Source organism: Leptospira terpstrae serovar Hualin str. LT 11-33 = ATCC 700639 (genome assembly GCF_000332495.1).
Lineage (GTDB): Bacteria > Spirochaetota > Leptospiria > Leptospirales > Leptospiraceae > Leptospira_A > Leptospira_A terpstrae.
In genome coordinates, this window is sequence record NZ_AOGW02000011.1 from 25,025 (window position 1) to 45,974 (window position 20,950).

The following is a 20,950-nucleotide window of genomic DNA, read 5'->3' on the forward strand; positions in this document are numbered from 1 at the left end:
GATGATTTATTTTCGCCGAAGTTCTAAGAGTCGAGCAAATAATATATTGTTTTCTTTGTGGTAGGGGCGTCTTAACTGCACTCTTTCGGAATAATCAAAAGCTGCAGAAAAGTCTCCATTTTTATACAATGCTTCTGCGATGTAAAAAAGCGTTAGGCTGTCAGAAGGATTTTTTTGGACGTATTGGACAGCAAATTCCAAAGGAAATACCGACATCCTATGTTCTGTGTACAAATATATTTTTTGAACCGACAGTGGAGCATCATGGATCGAATCAAAATGACCCGAAATCATACGTTCTACTTCAGCCCATTTTTTCTGTTTGTAGAGTGTGAGTGCCCTTAAATATACAAAATGTTTCGGATGGTTTGTTGGAACATGGATAGGTGATCCTTCTCCTGTATATTCTACGCGGATGAGTGACAAATCATCGATCAGTTCCCCATGACTTTTGATCGCATCACGTATTGCTTCCAAATCCCCTTGGCCTTCAAAAGTAGTTTTTAAGAATAATTCATCATCTTCATTGACTTCCATTTCCACTTCGGACCCAATCAATATATCATCTCGTCCATCAGAACCAATCAAAAGTACATCACCTTTTTCCAATTGGAAGGTATTGATTTGGAGAGCTTTTTTAGAAGCGAGTAGTCCTAACTTCGCACAAACATAGTTATGTGGCAAAAAAAATGTTCTGTCATTTCGGTAAATTACAGGCCTTGGATGTTCTGCATTTAGAAAGTAAAAGAAACCTGTTTCATCATCAATTAAACAAAGAAACATCGAGATAAGCATGGATCCGTCAAAAGTGACTAGAGTATTATGTAATTCAATATAGGCGTTACTTACCCATTTTTCTGGTGTGATATCTCGAACTTCTTCCGATTGTCCGTTTCTTTTTATGATAGCTTCGAATACCGATCCAATGACAAGAGCACCACTCGCTCCTTGCATCGACTTACCCATCGCATCACCATTCAACACAACTATATATTTTTTATTCTGTAACTGGATAGAGGAAGAAACACATAGATCTCCACCAATTTCAGAAGTCCATTGTTTATAAGAGAACTTTTTCTTTTGTTCTGTAAGGAACTTAATATTCAGATTCGATGAAGTAGCAAGATTTTGAGTTAATGGTTCTATGAGTAAAGAGGCTAAAAAATAGTCTCCGTCTTGTTGTTCCTTAAGACCTTTAACTTCCGTTAAAGCAAAATTCAATTCTTTTGTTCTTTCATCAACTTTTTGCTCTAAATTGGTATAAAGTAAGGAGTTTTCAATGGAAACAGCAATTTGGGAAGATAAAATTTTAAGAATTTCCACACGACCTGGGGTAAATGCATCTGTTGTTAAATTGTTTTCTAAATAAACAATCCCAACTACAGTCCCATGACTTAAAATGGGGTAACAAAGCAAAGATTTAGGTAGAGTTGATTTTACATAAGGGTCATTTTTAAAATCACCCTCTCTTGCTGCATCCCCACAAATCACAACAAGACCAGTTCTTACCACATAACCAATGATTTGTGAAGGTATTTTATTTTGATTCACATAAGCAACTGGTTCTAAAAAATCAATAGCAAATGGAGATTCAGAATACACCAAAACGGATTCTTTTTCTGCTTCCGATTCTGCCAAAACTTGCCAACCTGAATCGGATTTAAGTATAAAATATCCTCTCTCAGCTCCTGCGTTTTCAATCAGGATCTTCATCATTTTTTCCAAAAGACGATTGAGTTGAATTTCCCCTGATATCGTTTGTGAAGCCTTGATGACTGTGTTGATATCTAAAGTAGAACCTACATCGCCAAAAATATCTTTTGTAGTACTAAAAAGTGAAAGACTATCAGTAGAATCCGTTCTAAAATTGCGACCAATATATTTTTTCAAAGAAATATGATCCAATTCCAATTGTTTTACTTTTGATAAGAAACCATACTTTCCATACCGATAATGAGCTTCCACCAAATGTAAGTTACTATACTGTTCAAACCCAGTTTCCTTCCACATTCGAACCAAAAACTCATTCGCAATCGCTTCTTCTAAAATATAATTTGATTCACGTGCAGAAGAAATTGCAGCCTTACAAGCAATCACTGCTTGTGTTTTTTGATTTGCTAGATACAATAATAAGGCTGAAATAATTTCATATTTATGGCCGAAGTTGTCTGGAGAACTTTTCGCCCATACCTTCATTCTCTTTTCAAATCTAACCAATCGTTTTTTTAGTTCGGGTTTTGTAATTCCAGCAGGTATTTTGTTATCTACAATTAATGCAAAAGCAACAAGAGCTCCTAAAAAAACATGTTCAGGCACAAACATCATCCCAAACATGGCTCCTTCTAAACCATCCAATTTTACTGAATATTCATAAGCTTTTTCTTTATCACCTAAGAAGTATTCAATTCGCAACTTACATAAATAATAATCAAATAGAGCATTTGCATTTCCGGTTGCTAACCATTCTGCTACTGTTTCTGTTTCGGAAAAATACCGGCCTTCTAAATTCATGGGGTCTGCAGACTCCCCTCTCATATTCTCCACTAACTGAAGATTTAAACGATGCACTTGGTATGCATGGTTTTGGCGTAAACTTAATAGAGAGGCATCATACCGAAGTTGACTCTTATACAGATCCTCTAAATTTTCACGAAACAATAAACCTTGGAAATGAATGTTATTTAAAGAGTAAGACGAATATTGTAAGTCTCCTGTTTCCATTCCGGCAAGAAAACTATCCCAAAAAATAGAACGGCTATCTCGTGCGTGATTTTTCCAAGGAGCAATCATACATGCGAACATAAACAATGTACGACATCGGAATGTTTTTGCATCTAAAGAATCCAACAATCGCATTCCTAACTGACCAAACTTAAGGCCATCATCATAATTCCCTAAACCAGATCCTTGGATGATTCCCATCGCACAAAATCCAAAAGCACTGATCTCACATAAACCATACCGCAATGTATGGTTGACCAACTTCAATACGATCACAGGAAATAAATTCGGCTCTGCTAGGAATGCGGGAGCAATACATGCATTCAATAACCGCATGATCGCAAGATATTTAGGATCATGAGAAACTGGTAGGTGCTCCAAACTTTCAATCGAACTACGCCCTAATTTAAATTTGAATTTTATGATTTCACGTAGTGGTGATAAAGGACCCGCTTTTTTTGGTAACCTGACTCCAACAAGTTTTAACGCTTGTTTGAGTGTTTCTAATACCTCTTTCATCTTGTTCTGAGTCACAAGCATTGAGGACTGAAGCTCATATACTAAAATTTTATCTAAATCGTTGCGAACAAAACTTAAAATATAATTAAAACTTTTTTCGGCTGCTTCAAAGTTTTTTGAGAGATAAGCGGCACTAGCGTATGCTAAATGTAGCTTCAATGTATTTTCGTATTCAGTATTCCATTCATCATCCCTCATAAGTCCGACCATTCGGTCGAAGAAGGTAAATGCTGCATCATAAGCAGAAGAATTTAAGGCCTTAAAACCAGCCTTTTCATTTAAAATTCGTAACTCTGCTAACTCTTCACTTCCTTTCATTTGGGAAGCACCCAAATTCAATTGGTTTACAATGGTAAACAAATGATCTTCGAGTTTATATTTGTATAGAATAGAGAGGTAGGTTTTTCCTATTTTATAATGGAGTTTTGCTTTTTCTTCGGGGGAAATGATCTTATATATTGCTTCTCGTATTTTATCATGAGTGAAGTTTGCATCCTCCATGCCTAAAATCAAAAATTCTTCGTTGGCAAGGGCAACCAAATCCATAGATGCTTTATGAAATGGCCTCTCCGCTATTGTGGCATAAATATCATGACGAAACCAGTTACCGATACATGCCGTTAATTTCAATGCATCAATTAACTCTGCGGATTGAAGATTAATTTTATCGATAATTAAATCGATAACGTTGTCGGAAATATTAACTGAATCAATTTTATCTTTATCCCATGACCAATGGTCATCTGCAAAATAGATGTAAGACCTTTCATAAAGGTTTTTAAACATCTCATTCACATGGAATGGATTCCCTTTTGTTTTTTTCCAAAGAACTTCCGCAATCGGTCGAATCTCTGATTCTGCAACTGCTAAAGTTTCTGAAACGAGTAAAGCTACATCACGTTCGCGAAGTGGTTCTAAACGAATTTCGCTAATGGGCACCTGAATTTCACGCAACTCTTCCAGCAACCTATAGAATGGATCTGTTGGTAAAACTTCATTGTCACGATAAGATAAGATGATAAAGAAATGAGTAATTTCTGGATCTGTCAATACTTCCTTAAGTAACAATATACTAGAAGAATCCGCCCATTGCATATCATCCAAAAATAAAACGACTGGATGTTCTTTTGTACAGATGGTTCTAAGAAACTTTCTAAAAACCAAATGGAACCTATTTTCTGTTTCCAAACTATCAAGTTCAGGTGGAGCTGACTTTTCACCTAACAGTTGTGAAAGTTCAGGTACAACATCAATGATTAGTTTTGCATTTGCACCCAAAGCATCGGAAAGGACTGTTTTCCATTCTTTTACGGAAGATTCACTTTCGGACAATAATTGTCGAACAAGACCTTGTAAGGCTAAGTTAATGGCGCGGTAAGGTATTGATTTTTTATATAAATCAAACTTTCCAGAAGTAAAGTAAGCCTTCTCGCGCGTCACAGGTTTTTGGATCTCATTAATGAGGGCCGACTTTCCAATTCCGGATCGACCAGAAATCAAAAAGATTTCTATTTTACCTTCTGCAGCATCAAGAAACTTTTCTTCAAAAATTTGGAGTTGGGTTTCTCTTCCGTATAGTTTCTTTGGAATTTGAAACCTTGATGATTTATCATTTTTTGCGAGTTCCATTTGGAACTGATCCAATGCAACACGTCCATTTTCCAATAGAACAGATTGAATGGCAGAAAGATCAGAAAGTAAACCGGTCGCTGTTTGGTACCGATCTTCTGGATTTTTTTCCAATAACTTCATGATCAAATCTGAAACAATCTTTGGTGCACCACTCCTTTCTTTTGGTGAAAGAGGGGTCTTCGCCAAATGGGCATGAACCATTTCCAAACTATCTGTATATAAAAACGGAAGGTCTCCGGTAATTAACTGATATAAGGTGACACCAAACGAATAAAAATCGGTTCTATAATCCACAGTGCGGTTCATTCGGCCAGTTTGTTCTGGAGAAATGTGTGCAAGTGTCCCAGTTAAGTTCTGGTTCATCGGGAGATAAAAACTTCTATGGGTGAGAAGTGTTGCTGAACCAAAGTCTATTATTTTTAGCGCACCAGTATCTGGATTATAAATTATATTTTGGGCTTTGATATCATTGTGAACAATTTTAGCTTTATGAATGTCTGCAAGGGCACGACATACTTCAATTGCTATACTCAAAAAAGTAGCAATATTACTATATTTTCCACTTAACTGTAGTTTAGCGAGATCAGTATAAGCAACGTTTGGGAAAATAATTGCAACGGTGTTTTGGTAAGACTCTAACTCTAAAGGCCTTAAGGTATAAACTGAATCAATGGTTCTGAGTATTTCAAATTCGTTTTTAAAGCGAGTGATTTCGTGATTATCCGGATAATCGCGATTCAATAATTTGATCACAACAGGATTCCCGGACTGTGATTCTCCGGCATAAACAGAACTTCTTTTCCCTAAATGAAGTTCTTTTATCGCTTTATATTTTCCTACGTTAAACAATGCGATTCCTTATCTTGCTGTTTTGCCACCGTCTACCGGTATCACAGCTCCTGTGATAAAAGCAGCCCCATCAGTAGACAACCAAACACAAGTTTTCGCAACCTCTTCGGGAGTCGCCATTCTACCCAAAGCATATGATTTCATTCTTTCTTTTTTGACTTCTTCTGGGTTCGGGACATTGGCATAAAATACATCATCCATTTCCGTTTGGATTCCACCTGGACAAAGAGCAACCACTCGAATTCCAGAGGATCCATATTCCAATGCAGCTGATTTTGTGAGGCCAATGATTCCGTGTTTTGTCATGGAATAAGGACCCGCTTTTTCTTTCCCTCGTACGCCTAGTGCCGACGATACATTGATAATGACTCCGCCTTTCCCTTGAGTTAAAAATTGTTTAAGTTCAAATTGCATTGAGAGAAAAGTCCCTTTTAAATTTACATCCATTACAGAATCAAAAATATCTAATGGATAATCTGCTGTAGCTTTCAATACTCCAGAAATACCTGCGTTGTTCACGGCTACATCGATGGACCCAAATTTAGTAACAACAGATTCAACAAAATTATGAACTGCTTCCGATTGTGTGACATCACAACGAACAAAGATTCCATTGCCACCTTGTTTCTCAAGAAGTGCTAAGGTTTCTTCCCCTTCTTGTTTTCGTCTTCCGCAAAATCCAACCACATAACCAGCGTTTGCAAATTCCAAAACTATCGACCTTCCGAGTCCGGAGGTACCGCCAGTCACTAGTGCTACTTTTTTTCCACTCATTGGATTTCCCTTTCTTCAATCAATCGTCCATACCGATTGATGGCTTCCTTTACATTTGCCCTGTCTAGTTCAGAAATCGATTCAAAACGAAATCCGGCAAAGAAGGTGTCCTCATTATTATCGTCTTCTTTGACCCATAATAAAATGCAAGTTCCATGAACGAAACCGACAATATCAAAATGCATAAAAAATTCGAGGTTTTGGCTATCGGCCAATTCCCCGGGATGGATCCCTGAGCAGCGCACCATAAACCCAGAACTAGAGATATTTTCAATTGTAGAGACAATATTTCGTCCATTTTCCCTGACAGAAATATTGTTTTTAAACTGATCTAAGATGCGAAATCTTGGATCAATTTCATATACTTCTTCCTGTGTGCTTTTTAAGCGTTTGTATACTTTTAAAGGCAAGATACTCGCAGCCATTTCGATTCTCGTAATCTCTTGATTCTCCTGGTACGCCGTAATTTCGAGTTTTGAGTAATTCCAATATCCAGATTTGCTATTTTTGGTCTCAATTGCCTTGGCCCGCAACTTGATCGGCATATTCATTTTGGCATATTGGAAAAATTCTGAGTTTAAATATAACAATAAAAAGGTGACACCTTCGAAAGGAACCTTTCCATACATATGGTTGCAAGCAATTCCGAATTGTCTTGCAGCTTCCACAATCTGCATTCCTGAAATATGTTTAAGATTGGGTGGGGAAAAAAACTTATGATCTGCTGGGACAAAAAGATTCGCAAAAAAAGTATCTTTTTTCGGAATTTCTTCAATTGGCTCGAAGATTGCAGATATCATTGACTTCTCTACGTTGCCAACATAGTAGTCTCTACGTTTGATTATTTGTAAGATTCTAATTTCATCTGATTCTGTCACTTTATCGTTCAGAATGTATTGTTGTAATTCTGTATCAAAATGATAGAAAGTACTAATGAAATCTCTTTGTGTTTGATCGACTCCAGCTTCTTCTAAAATTCTTTCTGCTGATTCTTTACGAATACGATACGGAATTGTTTTGAGTTGGTAATAATTCCCACTAGTATCTTGTCTTTTTGCATAGTATTGTAGCAAAAAGTCAATTTCTTCCTTATTCAGCTTAGGAAAGATATGTTCTTCCATGACAATCGTTGTTATCATTCGAGGAAGTGCCCTTCGTATGTTTGAAACGAAACTATCGTCTTGGTAATATGTTCTTGTGTATCGTTTGTCGAGAGGTAAAACTGCAGGGAGTTCTTCTTTTTCAAAAACCTTCATATGTATCAACCGGAAATCTACTCTAGGATTAGTCCGTAGATTCCGACAGGATACAATTCAGCGCAACTAAATTAACAACGTATTGACAAATTTATGTCAGTTTCACCTAACCACCGTTACGGAACAAGGTGCATAATGAACAACTCGATCAGACACACTACCCATAATGAATCTTCCTAGAATTCCGTGCCCCCGACTTCCAATCACGATCAAATCTGCTTTTTCTTTTTCAGCAAGTTTGCATATTTCTTCAGCAGGATATCCTTCCAATACGATACGTTCCCATTTCACAGTGGTTTCATCTAAAATAGGATGTATTTTTTCAAAACGTTGCTCGGAGATCCATTTCACTCGATCCTTACCTACAGGTGCGGCATCATAATAGCCAGGAAGCGGACCAAAATCCTCAACCACTTCCACAACGTAACATTTTGCATTGCTTGCTTTTGCGATTGCTAAAGCAAATTCCAGTGCTTTTGCAGAACTAGGTGAACCATCGATAGGGATGATCAGCTTTTGAATCAATTTTTCCATACCAAAAGTCTACCACCTTCTACGAATTCGGAAAGTGAAATTCCATTGATAAATGTCAAAATTTACTAAACAGTAACCATTTCCAAATTGGATCAGTGAATGACAAAAAGTTCCATAAAACGAGTGGGACTACTTTTTCCCACCCTCATCTTCTTTCGTTAAATAATAAGCGACAAGTATCGGAAGTGTTGTGACAAGAATCACAAAAACGGCAACTACATTGGTGACAGGCCTTTGTCTTGGTCGAATGAATTCCGTTAACATCCAAATCGGAACAGTGGATTGTTGTCCGGCAGTAAATGTTGTAACAATTACTTCATCGAAGGACAAAGCAAAGGACAACATTCCACCAGCTAACAATGCGGTGGCGATATTTGGCAAAATCACAAATCGAAACGTTTGCCAAGGATTGGCACCTAGATCCATGGAAGCTTCCACCATAGAATGTGAACTTCTGCGAAGTCGTGCCAGTACATTGTTGTATACGGTAACAATACAAAATGTTGCATGAGCGATCACGATGGTCCATGTACTAAAGGGGATTCCAAAAAGCGACATGGCAGATCGTAAGGAAATTCCCGTTACAATTCCTGGCAAAGCAATGGGCAAAATCACTAAAAAGGAAATGACTTCTCTTCCGAAAAATTTGCTCCTATACACCGCAAGGCAAGCCAAGGTTCCAAGAACAATTGCCATCACCGTGGAGATAGTTGCCACTTGCGTCGATAAGATAATGGCTTCCCAAATATCATTTCTTTCCCATGCCACTCCAAACCATTTGAGAGTGAATCCTGGTAAAGGGAATTGGAATGTTTTTTCATCTGTAGAGAAGGCGTACATGATGATGATGAAAATAGGAATGTGAATAAATAGAAAACCAAGAATGGTTGCCAGTTTTAATCCGATGGTACCAAAATTCAATTTAGAGGGCATCGAAAGCTCCTAATCGTTTGGCAATCATAAGATAGACCATCATAATGATAATTGGAATTACTGAAAATGCAGCCGCCAACGGGATGTTACCTGCCGTTCCCTGATGGGTATAAACTGCCATACCAATAAAATAACTAGAATTTCCAATGATGGTTGGAATGATATAATCACCTAACGTAAGCGAGAAGGTGAAGATTGAACCTGCCACCACTCCAGGAAATGCCAATGGCAATACAACTTTGCGAAAAGTTTGAGCAGGTCCTCCCCCTAAATCAGAAGAGGCTTCGAGTAAAGACTTAGGTATCCGCTCCAAGGATGCTTGGATAGGAAGAATCATATAAGGAAGCCAAATATAAACAAAAACTAAAAACATTCCAATGTAGGAGAAAGACAATGAAGTCCCCCCGATTACAGGAAGTGCAAGAATTGCATCCAAAAGATGCATGAGTCCAAGTTCTTGCAAACACCATGTAAGAATTCCTTCCTTTGCCATAATGAGTTTCCAGGAATAAACTTTCACTAGATAACTGGACCAAAGTGGCAACATAACTCCTAAATAAAGAATGGGTTTTAGTTTTGGTCCCGCATACATTGCCATAAAGTAAGCAATCGGGAAGGCAATGATGGCACTAACAACGGTGACAGTAAAAGCCATTGTTGTGGTACGAATGATGATATCCCAATTTGTCCTTTGGCGAAATAAATCATAATAGGATTCTAATGTAAATTCTCGTTTGATCACTCCCGAGAAAGAATCAATAGAGAAAAAACTTTGGATGAGAAGAGTAAAGAGAGATCCCAGATATACAACGCCTAACCAAACAAGAAGTGGCGCAAGTAACAAAAATATCGCAAGTCCCTTTCGATAGAAAAGAAATGTAAAAAACTTATCAAAGGTAGTTGTCATTTACAAATCCTTAAAGTAAGTGCATGTCAGAGTCTTTCCAACCCACTAACACTTCTGATCCAACCGCTATGTGTTCTGCAGAAATTTTAAGATTTTGTGTGGAAGCAATGATACGAGAACCATTCGGTGTTTCAAAATGCATTTTGGAAGTGGCTCCCGAATACACTTGGCTTTTTAGAATTGCTTTGAAAGTTCTATATCCAGTGGAATGGTTGTCCTCTTTAGCATTTGCAAAGACATGAACTCGTTCAGGGCGTATCATTCCTTTCCCTGATTGTCCAGTCAGACGATTGGTTTCCTCCAAGGATAGAATATTGGAAGTTCCAACAAAGTTAGCAACAAATTCTGTTTTAGGCCGATCGTATAACTCTTCTGGAGTTGCGATCTGTTCCACCTTACCTTTGTTAAATACAGCGATACGATCTGACATGGAAAGTGCTTCCTCTTGGTCATGAGTGACAAAGATAAAAGTAATCCCCACTTCTTTTTGGATAGCTTTGAGCTCCAATTGCATTTCTTCTCTGAGTTTTAAATCAAGAGCACCCAGCGGCTCGTCGAGAAGTAGTACTCCGGGGCGATTGATAAGTGCTCTTGCGAGTGCAATCCTTTGCCTTTGCCCACCAGATAGTTCTGATGGTTTTCGATTTCCCACATCGGGAAGGCGAACCATAGAGAGCATTTCTGCTACTCTTTGGTTGATTTCCTTTGTTGTATGTTTTTTAATTTTTAATCCATAACCTACATTTTCTGCTACAGTCATGTGAGGGAATAATGCATAGTCTTGAAAGACGGTATTCACATTTCTTTTGTAAGGTGGGATGCCTGTGACATCAACACCTTCCAAAAGAACCCTTCCCGAAGTCGTATCTTGAAATCCTGCCACCATACGGAGGCAGGTTGTTTTTCCTGACCCAGAAGGGCCTAACATCGAAAAGAATTCACCTTTTTTTATCCCGAAGGAGACATCATCCACCGCTATAAATTGGTCGAATTTCCTTGTAACATTTTGAAATTCAACATCGTAAACTTGGTCCATTCCCTCTCCTTCAGAACTCATGTGATGTTAGGAATTATTTACTTCCAATGATGGAAATATAATCTTCAGCCCATTTTTTGTAAGGTATACATTTTCTTCCACCGGAACAATCTTCTTTTGGAGTTCTCCAGAATGAGATTTTTTCGAAGTTGTTGAAACCATTAATGGCACAACCAGTGTCCCCAAGAAGAGCATTTCCTTTACAAGCAGAAGGAACGGAAGGAACTGATCCAAACCAAGAAGCAAGGTCACCCTGAACTTTTTGCGAAAGTGAATGTTCTAACCATTTGTATGCACAGTTCACATGTTTTGAATCTTTGTGTAACATTGTGCTGTCTGCCCAACCAGTTGCACCTTCTTTTGGAACAACAGAAGCTACAGGTTGTTTTTCACCTACGAGAAGGTTTACTTGGAATGGCCAAGTAGAAGAAGCAACAAGTCCTTCTTTTTTAAAGTCATCCACTTGTACCATTGCATCATGCCAATACTTTGGAACTAATTGTCTTTGTTTTTTTAAGAGTTCAATGACAGCATTGTATTGTTTTTCATCCAATTCATAAGGATCTTGGATTCCCAGTTCTGGTTTTGATTGTTTTAAATACAAAGCAGCATCTGCAATATAGATTGGACCATCAAACGCTTGTACTCGGCCTTTGTTTGATTTTCCGTCAGCCAATACTTGTTCTTCAAAAACAACATTCCAACTAGTGGGAGCTTTTTTGAAAACTTTAGTATTGTACATAAGTACGTTTGGACCCCATTGGTAAGGTACACCGTAATGTTTTCCTTCCACTGTATGCCAAGGAGCATTTTGCAAACGAGAATCTACATTTTTCCAACTAGGGATAAGGTCAGTGTTAATTTCTTGAACCTTTCCACCGGCAACTAATCGAAGGGAAGCATCACCAGATGCAGTAACAAGATCAAACCCACCTTCATTCATGAGTGCTACCATCTCATCAGATGTAGCGGCAGTTTTTACATTGACTTTACAGCCACTATTTTTTTCAAATTCAGTGACCCAGTCGTATCCTTTGTCTGTTTCACCACGTTCAATGTACCCCGGCCAAGCTACGATGGAAACTTCTCCCTCGCCTTGTCCGATTTCGGAAACCTTTGTTTCTTTTTTGCCGCAGGCAACCGCAAACGCGATCGCAAGAACTGCTGCAGAAAAAACCACTCGTTTGTATGAATCGAATTTCATAAACCTATGTGCTCCTGGTTTTACTTATGTCAGTGATTTAGATACCAAAAACCCAAAATTAAGCAACCACTTCCTAGGTTTTCAAAAAAAAGGTAGGAATTTTTAGTAGCTGTTATTTCGATGAAAGCACAGGTTTCGTATGAAATACATCAAAGACAAAGATCTTTTCCGACAAGAAAACTTCATTGGTGGGGTATGGTGCCCTGCAGAAAATAAAAAAGAAATTTTAGTACATAACCCCGCAAACGGAGAGGTGATTGGAAACATCCCTCTCTCCGGAGAAAAAGATACAGCGAACGCGATTCGTTCCGCCAAACTTGCTCTTTCCGATTGGAAATCAAGGCCTGCAAAAGAAAGAGCCGGAATTTTACGCAAATGGTTCCAACTGATGATGGACAACCAAGAAGACTTAGCTCTCATCATGACCCAAGAACAAGGGAAGCCACTAACAGAAGCTAAAGGTGAAATTGCTTATGCAGCTTCTTATATTGAATGGTTTGGCGAAGAAGCAAAACGTTCTTATGGAGATATCATTCCTTCTCACAGAAAAGATACAAGAATCCTGGTATTAAAAGAGCCAATCGGTGTGGTAGGAACCATCACACCTTGGAATTTTCCTGCAGCCATGCTTGCAAGAAAAGTAGCACCGGCACTTGCAGCAGGTTGTACTGTTGTTTCTAAACCGGCAGAACTCACTCCCTACTCTGCACTCGCCATGGCCGTTCTTGCTGAAAGAGCAGGACTTCCCAAAGGAGTATGGAACGTGTTAGTGGGGGATCCCATAGCCATTGGAAAAGCAATATTAGAAAGTAAAGAAGTTCGTAAACTGAGTTTCACAGGTTCCACAAAAACTGGAATTTATCTTATGGAAAAATCAGCTGCCACCTTAAAAAAACTCTCACTGGAGTTAGGTGGGAATGCACCCTTCATTGTTTTTGAAGATGCAGACATTGACGAAGCTGTGAAAGGAGCCATGCTTTCTAAATATAGAAACACAGGACAAACTTGCGTTTGTGTGAACCGTTTCCTTGTCCAAACCTCCGTTGCCGATGTGTTCGCCAAGAAGTTGTCAGAAAAAGCTAAAGAACTTGTGGTAGCCAATGGAATGGAACCGAATGCCCAACAAGGCCCGCTCATTAACGATGCCGCCCTGGAAAAAGTAAAATCACATATCCAAGATGCAGTCTCCAAAGGTGCCAAAATTCTAACTGGAGGAAAAGAACATACCCTCGGTGGAAATTTTTTCCAGCCTACGGTCCTTTATCCAGTCAACTCTTCTATGGTAGTAACCCAGGAAGAAACATTTGGACCTGTGTCTTGCATCCAAACTTTTCAAACTGAAGAAGAAGCCATTCAGTTAGCAAATGATACCGATTTTGGACTCGCCTCTTATTTGTATACAAAGGATATGGCGAGGCTTTTTAGAGTCGCCGAACAACTAGAATACGGGATGGTGGGAATTAACGAAGGATTAATCTCTTCAGAACAAGTCCCGTTTGGGGGCGTAAAATTTTCCGGAATGGGACGGGAAGGTTCCAAATACGGACTCGATGATTATACAGTAACCAAATATCTCTGCCTCGGAGGAATCACATGACGGGCAATCAAAAACAAACCAACCAAACTCTATGGGAAAGAAGACTCGCAAACGTTCCGAGAGGTGTTACAACCGCCTATCCAGTGTTTGCCGAAAAAGCAAAAAATGCAGAAATTTGGGACATTGAAGGAAAACGATTTATCGACTTCGGTGGTGGAATTGGTGTTCAAAATACAGGGCACTGCCATCCTAAAGTCGTTGCTGCTATCCACAAACAAGTGGACCAAGTTTTACACACTGCCTTTCAAATAATGCCTTATGAGCCTTATATCGTCCTTTGTGAAAAACTAAATGCCAAGTCACCGATCGAAGGTGGAGCCAAAACCATTCTTTTTTCTTCAGGAGCAGAAGCCTTAGAAAATGCAGTGAAAATCGCAAGGGCTGCTACTGGACGACCAGGAATCATTAGTTTTCTTGGTGGGTTTCACGGACGAACAATGATGGCACTTGCTCTCACAGGGAAAGTAGTACCTTATAAAAAAGGATTTGGTCCTTTCGCAAGTGATGTTTATCACATTCCTTTTCCTATGGAATATCATGGTGTCACTGAAGACGATTCCATCAAAGCTTTGAACAATTTGTTTAAGGCCGACATTGATCCTTCTCGTGTAGCAGCCATTGCCATTGAACCCGTGCAAGGGGAAGGTGGATTCTACATTGCTTCTCCTAGTTTTCTAAAAAAACTAAGAGCCATTTGTGACGAACATGGAATTCTACTCATTGCCGATGAAGTTCAGTCTGGGTTTGCAAGAACAGGGAAACTCTTTGCCATTGAACATTCTGGAATCAAACCAGACCTCATCACAACAGCCAAATCACTCGCAGCGGGTATGCCACTTTCTGCTGTGATTGGAAAAACTTCCATTATGGACTCAGTAGAACCTGGGGGACTGGGTGGAACCTATGCCGGAAACCCCGTGGCTTGCGCTGCAGGAATCGCGGTGATGGATCTAATCGAAGAAGAAGGAATTTTAGAGAAGTCAGTCAAACTCGGCAAAATGTTAATCGCCGAACTCAATGAAATCAAAAAATCTTACCCTCATATTGGCGAAATACGCGGGTTAGGTGGTATGGTGGCATTTGAACTTGTAGAAAATGGTGATGCGAACAAACCATCAGCAGATTTAGCAAAAAAACTCACAACCAAAGCATTAGAACATGGTCTTGTCCTCCTCTCTTGTGGTGTGTATGGAAACGTGATAAGAATTCTTGTTCCCATTACCGCAGAAGAGTCCATCGTAAAAGAAGGACTTTCTATCATAACAAAATCTTTAAAGGAAATTTGAGCGAGTATGAAAGAATTTAAACTTTGGATTGATGGGAAATGGACCAACTCAAACGGCGGAAGCCTTATGGACATCGAAGACCCAGCGACCGGTAAAAAAATTGCCAAAGTCATAGATGCAAGTAAGGCCGATGTAGATAAAGCTGCCAAAGCAGCTCATAAAGCTTTTTATGATGGAAGATGGTCTGGAATCACACCGGCAGAACGCTCTAAAGTACTTTGGAAATTGGCTGATCTTTTAGAAGAAAAAACCAAAGAATTTGCAAAAGCAGAATCGTTAAATGCCGGAAAACCTTACAAAAACTTGAGTTTGGCGGGAGATATCCCCTTTGCTATCGATAACATTCGTTTTTTTGCCACAGCGGCTCGCGATGTACATGGAAGTCGTGCAAACGAATACCAACCAGGATACACATCCATCCTCCGTCGAGAGCCTGTAGGAGTAATTGGGCAAATTGCTCCTTGGAACTACCCTCTTCTTATGGCAGTTTGGAAATTTGGACCAGCCCTTGCCGCTGGTTGCACCGTCATATTAAAACCAGCTCCAGGAACTCCAATCACCTCTCTCATGTTAGCTGAACTTACAAAAAAAGCAGGAATCCCGGATGGAGTGATCAATATTGTTACCGGTGGCAATGCCACAGGCCAAGCCATTGTGGACCACCCTCTTGTACGAATGGTTTCTCTTACCGGTTCTACGGGAACGGGAAAAAATATTATGAAGTCTGCTTCCGATTCCTTAAAACGTGTGCATTTGGAACTTGGAGGGAAGGCACCTCTACTCGTATTTGATGATGTAGACATCAATCTTTTTGCCACAAAAGCTGCGTTTGGTGCTACTTGCAACTCAGGCCAAGATTGTACTGCAGCCACAAGAATCCTTGTTCCCAAAACCTTACAGAAAAAAATTACCGACGCTGTTGTGGATGTTATGAAATCAGTAAACGTAGGAGATCCTTTCAACGACAAAACAGAAATGGGTCCTCTGATTTCCGCCGTCCACCGCGAGAGAGTTTTAGGTTTTATGGACCGTGCCAAAAAACAAGGGGCCAAAATCCTAACCGGAGGTGTGATTCCCCAAGGTCTTGGTAAAGGATATTTTTTTGCACCCACAGTCATCACTGATGTGAAACAAAACTTTGATGTAGTACAAAATGAAATTTTTGGACCAGTACTTACCATCCAAGCTTACGAAAAGGAGGAAGAAGGTATCAAACTCGCAAACGATGTAGCTTATGGACTTGCTTCTTCCATTTGGACAAAGGATGTAGCACGTGCTATGCGAGTTGCAAAACAATTGGAATTCGGAACAGTTTGGGTCAATGACCACTTACCACTGGCTTCCGAAACTCCTCACGGTGGTTTCAAACAATCGGGATTTGGAAAAGATTTATCGATTGAGTCCGTAGGAGACTACTTAATCACCAAACATGTAATGGTGGGTGGAGTTTAGTTCCTCTTTACCAAATAAAAACTGTCGGATGGATCGCTTTGGAACAGACCCAAAGTGCCTCCGATGGTGATTGTATTAAAGGCTAAACTAAAGCTGCTTGTTTTAAAAAATCTTTGAATGTATCAATGTCTTTTGTAAAAAATACGGGTTTCGGTGCCTTTGTATCCTTCAAAAGAAAAACAATCCCTTGGTTATGAAGGACCACCTGTTCTAATTCATCTGGGGTATAGGTATAAGTGACATTACCCGAATGAAATAAAAATTTCCCATTTTCCTCTCGTAAACTCCCAGAACCAATTCTTTTGAAATTTTTAAGTCCGTCTTCCATCGAATCAATATCAGAAGACTCTTCACCAAACGTAAGTTTACCGGAGTAATCCAAAAACAAAGTACCTTCAATTTGGAATCTACTTTCTTTAGGTGCTGGTGGCTCTTGTTCCAAACTTCCATCCATTGTGGGGAGCAAAACTTCGGATTTTTGGACCACTGAAGGTGTCACTTCTTCTGGCAGAGAATATGAAATGTGGCGATCATCGGAAATCGCACGTTCCTTTCGGATTCGTTCATCCAATTGGGGTGAAACCGAAGGACCTTGTGGCATTCTGTACTGGCTTTGTGTCTGTGGTTTTCGCGATTGGTATGCCGTAGGTTTCGATTTCTGCGGGGATAGGGCTACGTACAAAAAACATAGGACACCCACAAGAATCATAGCAAATGCAGCAAACAACATACTACCTATATTATCTTGCCAAACGACGAATCCCTTGATCACATTTTTTCTTTACAAGGGTTTCGGAAACGGAAACGCTTCCTTTATGTTCGAAGAAGAACCCTCTACCCTCAAAGAAAAAATCTATCGTACGATTATTGCTCTCTTTTTATTCATTTTAGTCGGAACCCTGATCATAACCTTTTTACCTGGTGATGCAGAACAAAGCCTTATGGGTGCCATCACAGGCCAAAATTCGACCAAAGCGGGAACTATTGCAGGAAGAAGTATTCCTGTGGATTACTTCAACGCTGCCAAACGCGATTGTTATTACCGATACCAACAGTATGGTCGGGAAACAGCGCAAAATCCCGAACTTCTCAATTCTTGTGCCTATTCCACAGTTAGGGAAATCTATATAGCTAATGACATTGCCACTTCTGTTGGTTTCCAAGTTTCCGAAATCAGCATCAAACGGGAGATGTCCAAACAAGCTCGTGAAGTGCATAAAGAATCTGTTTCCCAAGCCGGATACGGAGAAGAAGACTCTCGTTCTCTCACAGAAATTTACCAACAAATCTACCGGTCAGCGCCGATGAATTACCGAATTGATTCTGCAACTGGTTCTGCCCTTTTTCCTAACTTTTTGGAACAACCACTTTCCCCCACCGAAAACGAAGCGGAACTAGAAGACGAAGCAAAAAGAGCCAAAATTTCTTTTCGAATTGTGGCCATTTCCGAAGTCAATCTTCTTAATGCCGTGGAAGCCAAAATCAATATTTCCGATGCAGAACTAATGAAAGAATACGAGAAAGAAAAGAAAGAAGGAACTCTCTCAAAAGATCCTTCGGGAAACTTTGTCAGTTTCGAATCAAGAAAACCTCTTTTGCTTTCCAAGATGAAATTCGATCGTAAAAGAAAAGAAGTAGAGTTATGGAAGGGTCGTATCGCCGCTAAAGTTTCAGAACCCAATGCTCTAGAAGCCATTGCTGGGGAAACTTTACAACCCATAGAAACTGTATCTAATGTTTCTTTGTCTGACTTAAAACTAGTGACTTCCAACCGTGGAAATAGCTACCGTTTGGCGAACTCTGCTAAGTTTTGGGAAACCCTCGCTAACGATCCTTTTAGCAAAAAAACCGTTGTGGGTCCTTTCTCGGACAACGACAAACAGGTTTATGTGGAATTTGGTGCACTTACCTACGGACAAACCACAGCGAAAAAACCGGCAGACCAGGCGACAGATTTTCTGAAACAAAGGCAACTTCTTAGCTTTTTTCTTGAAATAAACCAGTCCCTAGCAGCAGAATACAACGTAGAGAAAAAAGGCCTTCTCTCTTTAGAATAAATGCAAATTAAAGCCGACTTCATCAACCCGTTCCTGGAAGCAGCCACCATCGTTTTTCGCGATGTGTTACAACAGGATCTCATCCGAGGAAAAATCGGGATTAAGGACTCACCAGCTCCAAGTCACGAAATCGCAATTATCATTGGTGTAGTGGGTTCCTTTAGTGGTGAAGTGGTTTATAGCATGAACCTAGATGCTGCGTACAAAGTGTCCCGCAAACTTGTGCCAGGTCTTTCCGATGAGGATGTAAAAAACGAATACAAAGACATCCTTGGTGAGATCGCCAACATGACTACCGGTAATGCGATGAATATTTTTACATCTGCTGGCCAATCGGTGGAAATCACAACGCCAAACATCCAAGAAACGAATAACACTTCTGTTCGGTTTAACAAAAAACCAACACTTTCCATCAACTTATATTCTAAGTTTGGACGTATCGAAGTGAATGTCGCAATTGCATAACCATTTATTCTTAAATCGAAGAACCTAAAACCCGCAGTCTTTCGCGGGTTTCTTTTCTAAAATCATATCCAGTTACGGACGATTTCCCTTCCATTCCATTCATATAAAGTTGATAGTACTTTAAGGAACGTTCCAAATCCCTCTCGTCCCAACTGCTCTCGTAAATTTTACCTAAATAATAATGCGCCGGAAGAAACTCTGCCGACTCTTTATAATTCTTTAGAATACTCACCAGTTGGTGTGCTGCTGAACGAAATTCCTTTTTACGAATGAGAAGTATGGCAACCGCATAATGGGATCTAGGTGTTAGTTCTGGATGTTTTGGAAACTCTGTTACAAGTTTTAGGTATTCTTTATAAGCTTTTTCTTCTGATTCAGGATTTCCAATTCGATCGAGAGACCTAGCAAGTTCAAACTGGGTTTTGATTTTGAGATCTGCATCTTCTTGTTTTTCCACAAGTCCATTGGATTCTTTATCTTTCCCATCTAAGCCATAGAGATTTGTGTTTTCTACTCGAGAAAACTTCGCTGCTTCCCCTTCCTTTCCATAGGATTCAGCAAACTCAGATTCAGCGGATTTCTTTTGGTCCCTTGTTAAATACGCCTTTCCTTTTTGGAAGGAGGCCTGTGAAGGATCGACCACTTCCTTCTTTTTTTTCTTCTTCTCTAAGGGTTTTGATTTTGTAGTAATAGAAGTTTGGTTGTTGGAAGCAAGGGAAGTCCCTTGTGTTTCTACATTGGTTTCGGAAGGAACCGCAGTAGATGGTTTAGGATTGGAATTGATGATAGAGTTAGGATTAGAGCTAACATTTGAATTTTTTGAGTTAGTCGACGGATCTGTGTTAGAATTGATAACGTCTTTGTTCCAAGTTTCCGGAAAAGGCAAAAACAACTCAGTGGATTCTGCAGCAAGGGAAGAATATGCAAACAAAAGAATTACTTGAGAGAAAGCTAAAACAAAATTTTTAAATTTAGAGATCAAAACAAAAACCTTCATCTTAAGTTTTTAGGAATTCGTTCCAAACTTCTCGGTTTTCCAACACCTTCACTCGATTCTGGCGGTTTGGGTAATTTCAAAGTCTCCAAATTCTTTTCTTCGTTTTTAGCCTTCACTTTTTTTTCCAAATCAGAAACTCGGTTTAACATTCGTTGCATACGGATTTCATCATCAGATTCTGTTGCACCAGTTGTATTAGAATTTTCTTTTGGCTGAATGGGCACAACATCAATGGGTGCAGGTATCAAACCATCACCTGACGGAGTGTATATGGGTGGGACCGAAGTATCTTCGGCTTTACGATTTCTAAAGTCATATTCTTTTCCCAAAAAATCTTGTTCTTCTGGGATGGTATCATGTGAGTATCCGTTGGATTCCCTTTCGCTGATAAAATCAAATTGCATCTTTCGATTGGATTCGTATTTTAAATTTTCAGGATCGGACATGCGAACATCTTTTCGTTTCCTGTTATAATCACGTTCAATTTCTGTTAGAAATAAACTACGGGTATCCTGGGCGAGTTGCATCCCTTGGGGTTTGGCATTTTCCCAACCGTTGGTCCATCCTACATAAATGGCCATAATAAGAAAAAAGACAAAGAGCGAGATGGCGATTTTTTTGAGTAGGTCTTGGACTTGGGATGGTATTTTATCTACAAGACCATCGACTGCACCCATCATCTTTTGGGTGTCTACATTGACTTTGGGTATATTTATATTTTTGATATCCAC

At 39.5% G+C, this 20,950-nt stretch carries 16 protein-coding genes; 5 read left to right on the top strand and 11 right to left on the bottom strand.

Going from position 1 to position 20,950, the window contains the following annotated elements; all coding sequences use genetic code 11:
• Nucleotides 1-6: 6 nt before the first annotated feature.
• From LEP1GSC203_RS13345 to LEP1GSC203_RS13380, 8 genes are all read right to left on the bottom strand, one after another.
• Complete coding sequence (locus tag LEP1GSC203_RS13345) at nt 7-5,721, bottom strand: AAA family ATPase (RefSeq protein WP_002974601.1); 5,715 nt, start codon at nt 5,719-5,721, stop codon at nt 7-9.
• 9 nt (nt 5,722-5,730) lie between these two features.
• The gene (locus tag LEP1GSC203_RS13350; RefSeq protein ID WP_002974630.1) at nt 5,731-6,495 is read right to left on the bottom strand and encodes an SDR family NAD(P)-dependent oxidoreductase; all 765 of its coding nucleotides are present in this window, start codon (nt 6,493-6,495) and stop codon (nt 5,731-5,733) included.
• On the bottom strand, nt 6,492-7,751 hold the full coding sequence (locus tag LEP1GSC203_RS13355) for an AfsA-related hotdog domain-containing protein (RefSeq protein ID WP_002974633.1): 1,260 nt from the start codon (nt 7,749-7,751) through the stop codon (nt 6,492-6,494). Before LEP1GSC203_RS13355 ends, LEP1GSC203_RS13350 begins: the two co-directional genes overlap by 4 nt.
• A gap of 102 nt (nt 7,752-7,853) precedes the next feature.
• The gene (locus tag LEP1GSC203_RS13360; RefSeq protein WP_002974710.1) at nt 7,854-8,285 is read right to left on the bottom strand and encodes a universal stress protein; all 432 of its coding nucleotides are present in this window, start codon (nt 8,283-8,285) and stop codon (nt 7,854-7,856) included.
• A gap of 129 nt (nt 8,286-8,414) precedes the next feature.
• A complete protein-coding gene (locus LEP1GSC203_RS13365) occupies nt 8,415-9,218 on the bottom strand; it encodes an ABC transporter permease (RefSeq protein ID WP_002974715.1) in 804 nt (267 codons plus the stop codon).
• Nucleotides 9,208-10,125: an ABC transporter permease gene (locus LEP1GSC203_RS13370; RefSeq protein WP_002974648.1), complete on the bottom strand. Its 918-nt coding sequence runs from the start codon at nt 10,123-10,125 to the stop codon at nt 9,208-9,210. The genes LEP1GSC203_RS13365 and LEP1GSC203_RS13370 overlap by 11 nt, the downstream gene beginning before the upstream one ends.
• 10 nt (nt 10,126-10,135) lie before the next feature.
• Nucleotides 10,136-11,161 carry an ABC transporter ATP-binding protein gene (locus tag LEP1GSC203_RS13375; RefSeq protein WP_002974681.1) on the bottom strand — a complete coding sequence of 342 codons (1,026 nt, stop codon included), beginning with the start codon at nt 11,159-11,161 and terminating at the stop codon, nt 10,136-10,138.
• Nucleotides 11,162-11,195: 34 nt separating this feature from the next.
• A complete protein-coding gene (locus tag LEP1GSC203_RS13380) occupies nt 11,196-12,365 on the bottom strand; it encodes an ABC transporter substrate-binding protein (protein WP_002974735.1) in 1,170 nt (389 codons plus the stop codon).
• A 139-nt stretch (nt 12,366-12,504) separates the two neighbouring features.
• On the opposite strand from LEP1GSC203_RS13380, the gene LEP1GSC203_RS13385 reads away from it, so the two are divergent.
• Genes LEP1GSC203_RS13385 through LEP1GSC203_RS13395 form a run of 3 tightly spaced genes read left to right on the top strand, consistent with a single transcriptional unit; the run spans nt 12,505 to nt 16,700 of the window.
• Nucleotides 12,505-13,962, top strand: coding sequence for an NAD-dependent succinate-semialdehyde dehydrogenase (locus LEP1GSC203_RS13385; protein ID WP_002974718.1), 1,458 nt, complete (start codon nt 12,505-12,507; stop codon nt 13,960-13,962).
• Nucleotides 13,959-15,248 (top strand): 4-aminobutyrate--2-oxoglutarate transaminase, encoded by a 1,290-nt coding sequence (gene gabT, locus LEP1GSC203_RS13390; RefSeq protein WP_002974597.1) that lies wholly within the window; start codon nt 13,959-13,961, stop codon nt 15,246-15,248. The genes LEP1GSC203_RS13385 and gabT overlap by 4 nt, the downstream gene beginning before the upstream one ends.
• A 6-nt stretch (nt 15,249-15,254) precedes the next feature.
• Nucleotides 15,255-16,700: a gamma-aminobutyraldehyde dehydrogenase gene (locus LEP1GSC203_RS13395; protein WP_002974707.1), complete on the top strand. Its 1,446-nt coding sequence runs from the start codon at nt 15,255-15,257 to the stop codon at nt 16,698-16,700.
• A gap of 82 nt (nt 16,701-16,782) precedes the next feature.
• Here LEP1GSC203_RS13395 and LEP1GSC203_RS13400 read toward each other — a convergent pair whose 3' ends face one another.
• Nucleotides 16,783-17,472: an LIC_11490 family protein gene (locus tag LEP1GSC203_RS13400; protein ID WP_232225893.1), complete on the bottom strand. Its 690-nt coding sequence runs from the start codon at nt 17,470-17,472 to the stop codon at nt 16,783-16,785.
• 43 nt (nt 17,473-17,515) lie between these two features.
• On the opposite strand from LEP1GSC203_RS13400, the gene LEP1GSC203_RS13405 reads away from it, so the two are divergent.
• Nucleotides 17,516-18,757: a hypothetical protein gene (locus tag LEP1GSC203_RS13405; protein WP_002974673.1), complete on the top strand. Its 1,242-nt coding sequence runs from the start codon at nt 17,516-17,518 to the stop codon at nt 18,755-18,757.
• On the top strand, nt 18,758-19,222 hold the full coding sequence (locus LEP1GSC203_RS13410) for a chemotaxis protein CheX (RefSeq protein WP_002974575.1): 465 nt from the start codon (nt 18,758-18,760) through the stop codon (nt 19,220-19,222).
• Nucleotides 19,223-19,232: 10 nt separating this feature from the next.
• Here the strand turns inward: LEP1GSC203_RS13410 and LEP1GSC203_RS13415 are convergent, their stop codons facing one another.
• Together LEP1GSC203_RS13415 and LEP1GSC203_RS13420 are read right to left on the bottom strand one after the other, a co-directional pair.
• On the bottom strand, nt 19,233-20,219 hold the full coding sequence (locus LEP1GSC203_RS13415; protein WP_002974736.1) for a tetratricopeptide repeat protein: 987 nt from the start codon (nt 20,217-20,219) through the stop codon (nt 19,233-19,235).
• A complete protein-coding gene (locus tag LEP1GSC203_RS13420) occupies nt 20,216-20,950 on the bottom strand; it encodes an LIC_11485 family protein (protein ID WP_002974711.1) in 735 nt (244 codons plus the stop codon). The genes LEP1GSC203_RS13415 and LEP1GSC203_RS13420 overlap by 4 nt, the downstream gene beginning before the upstream one ends.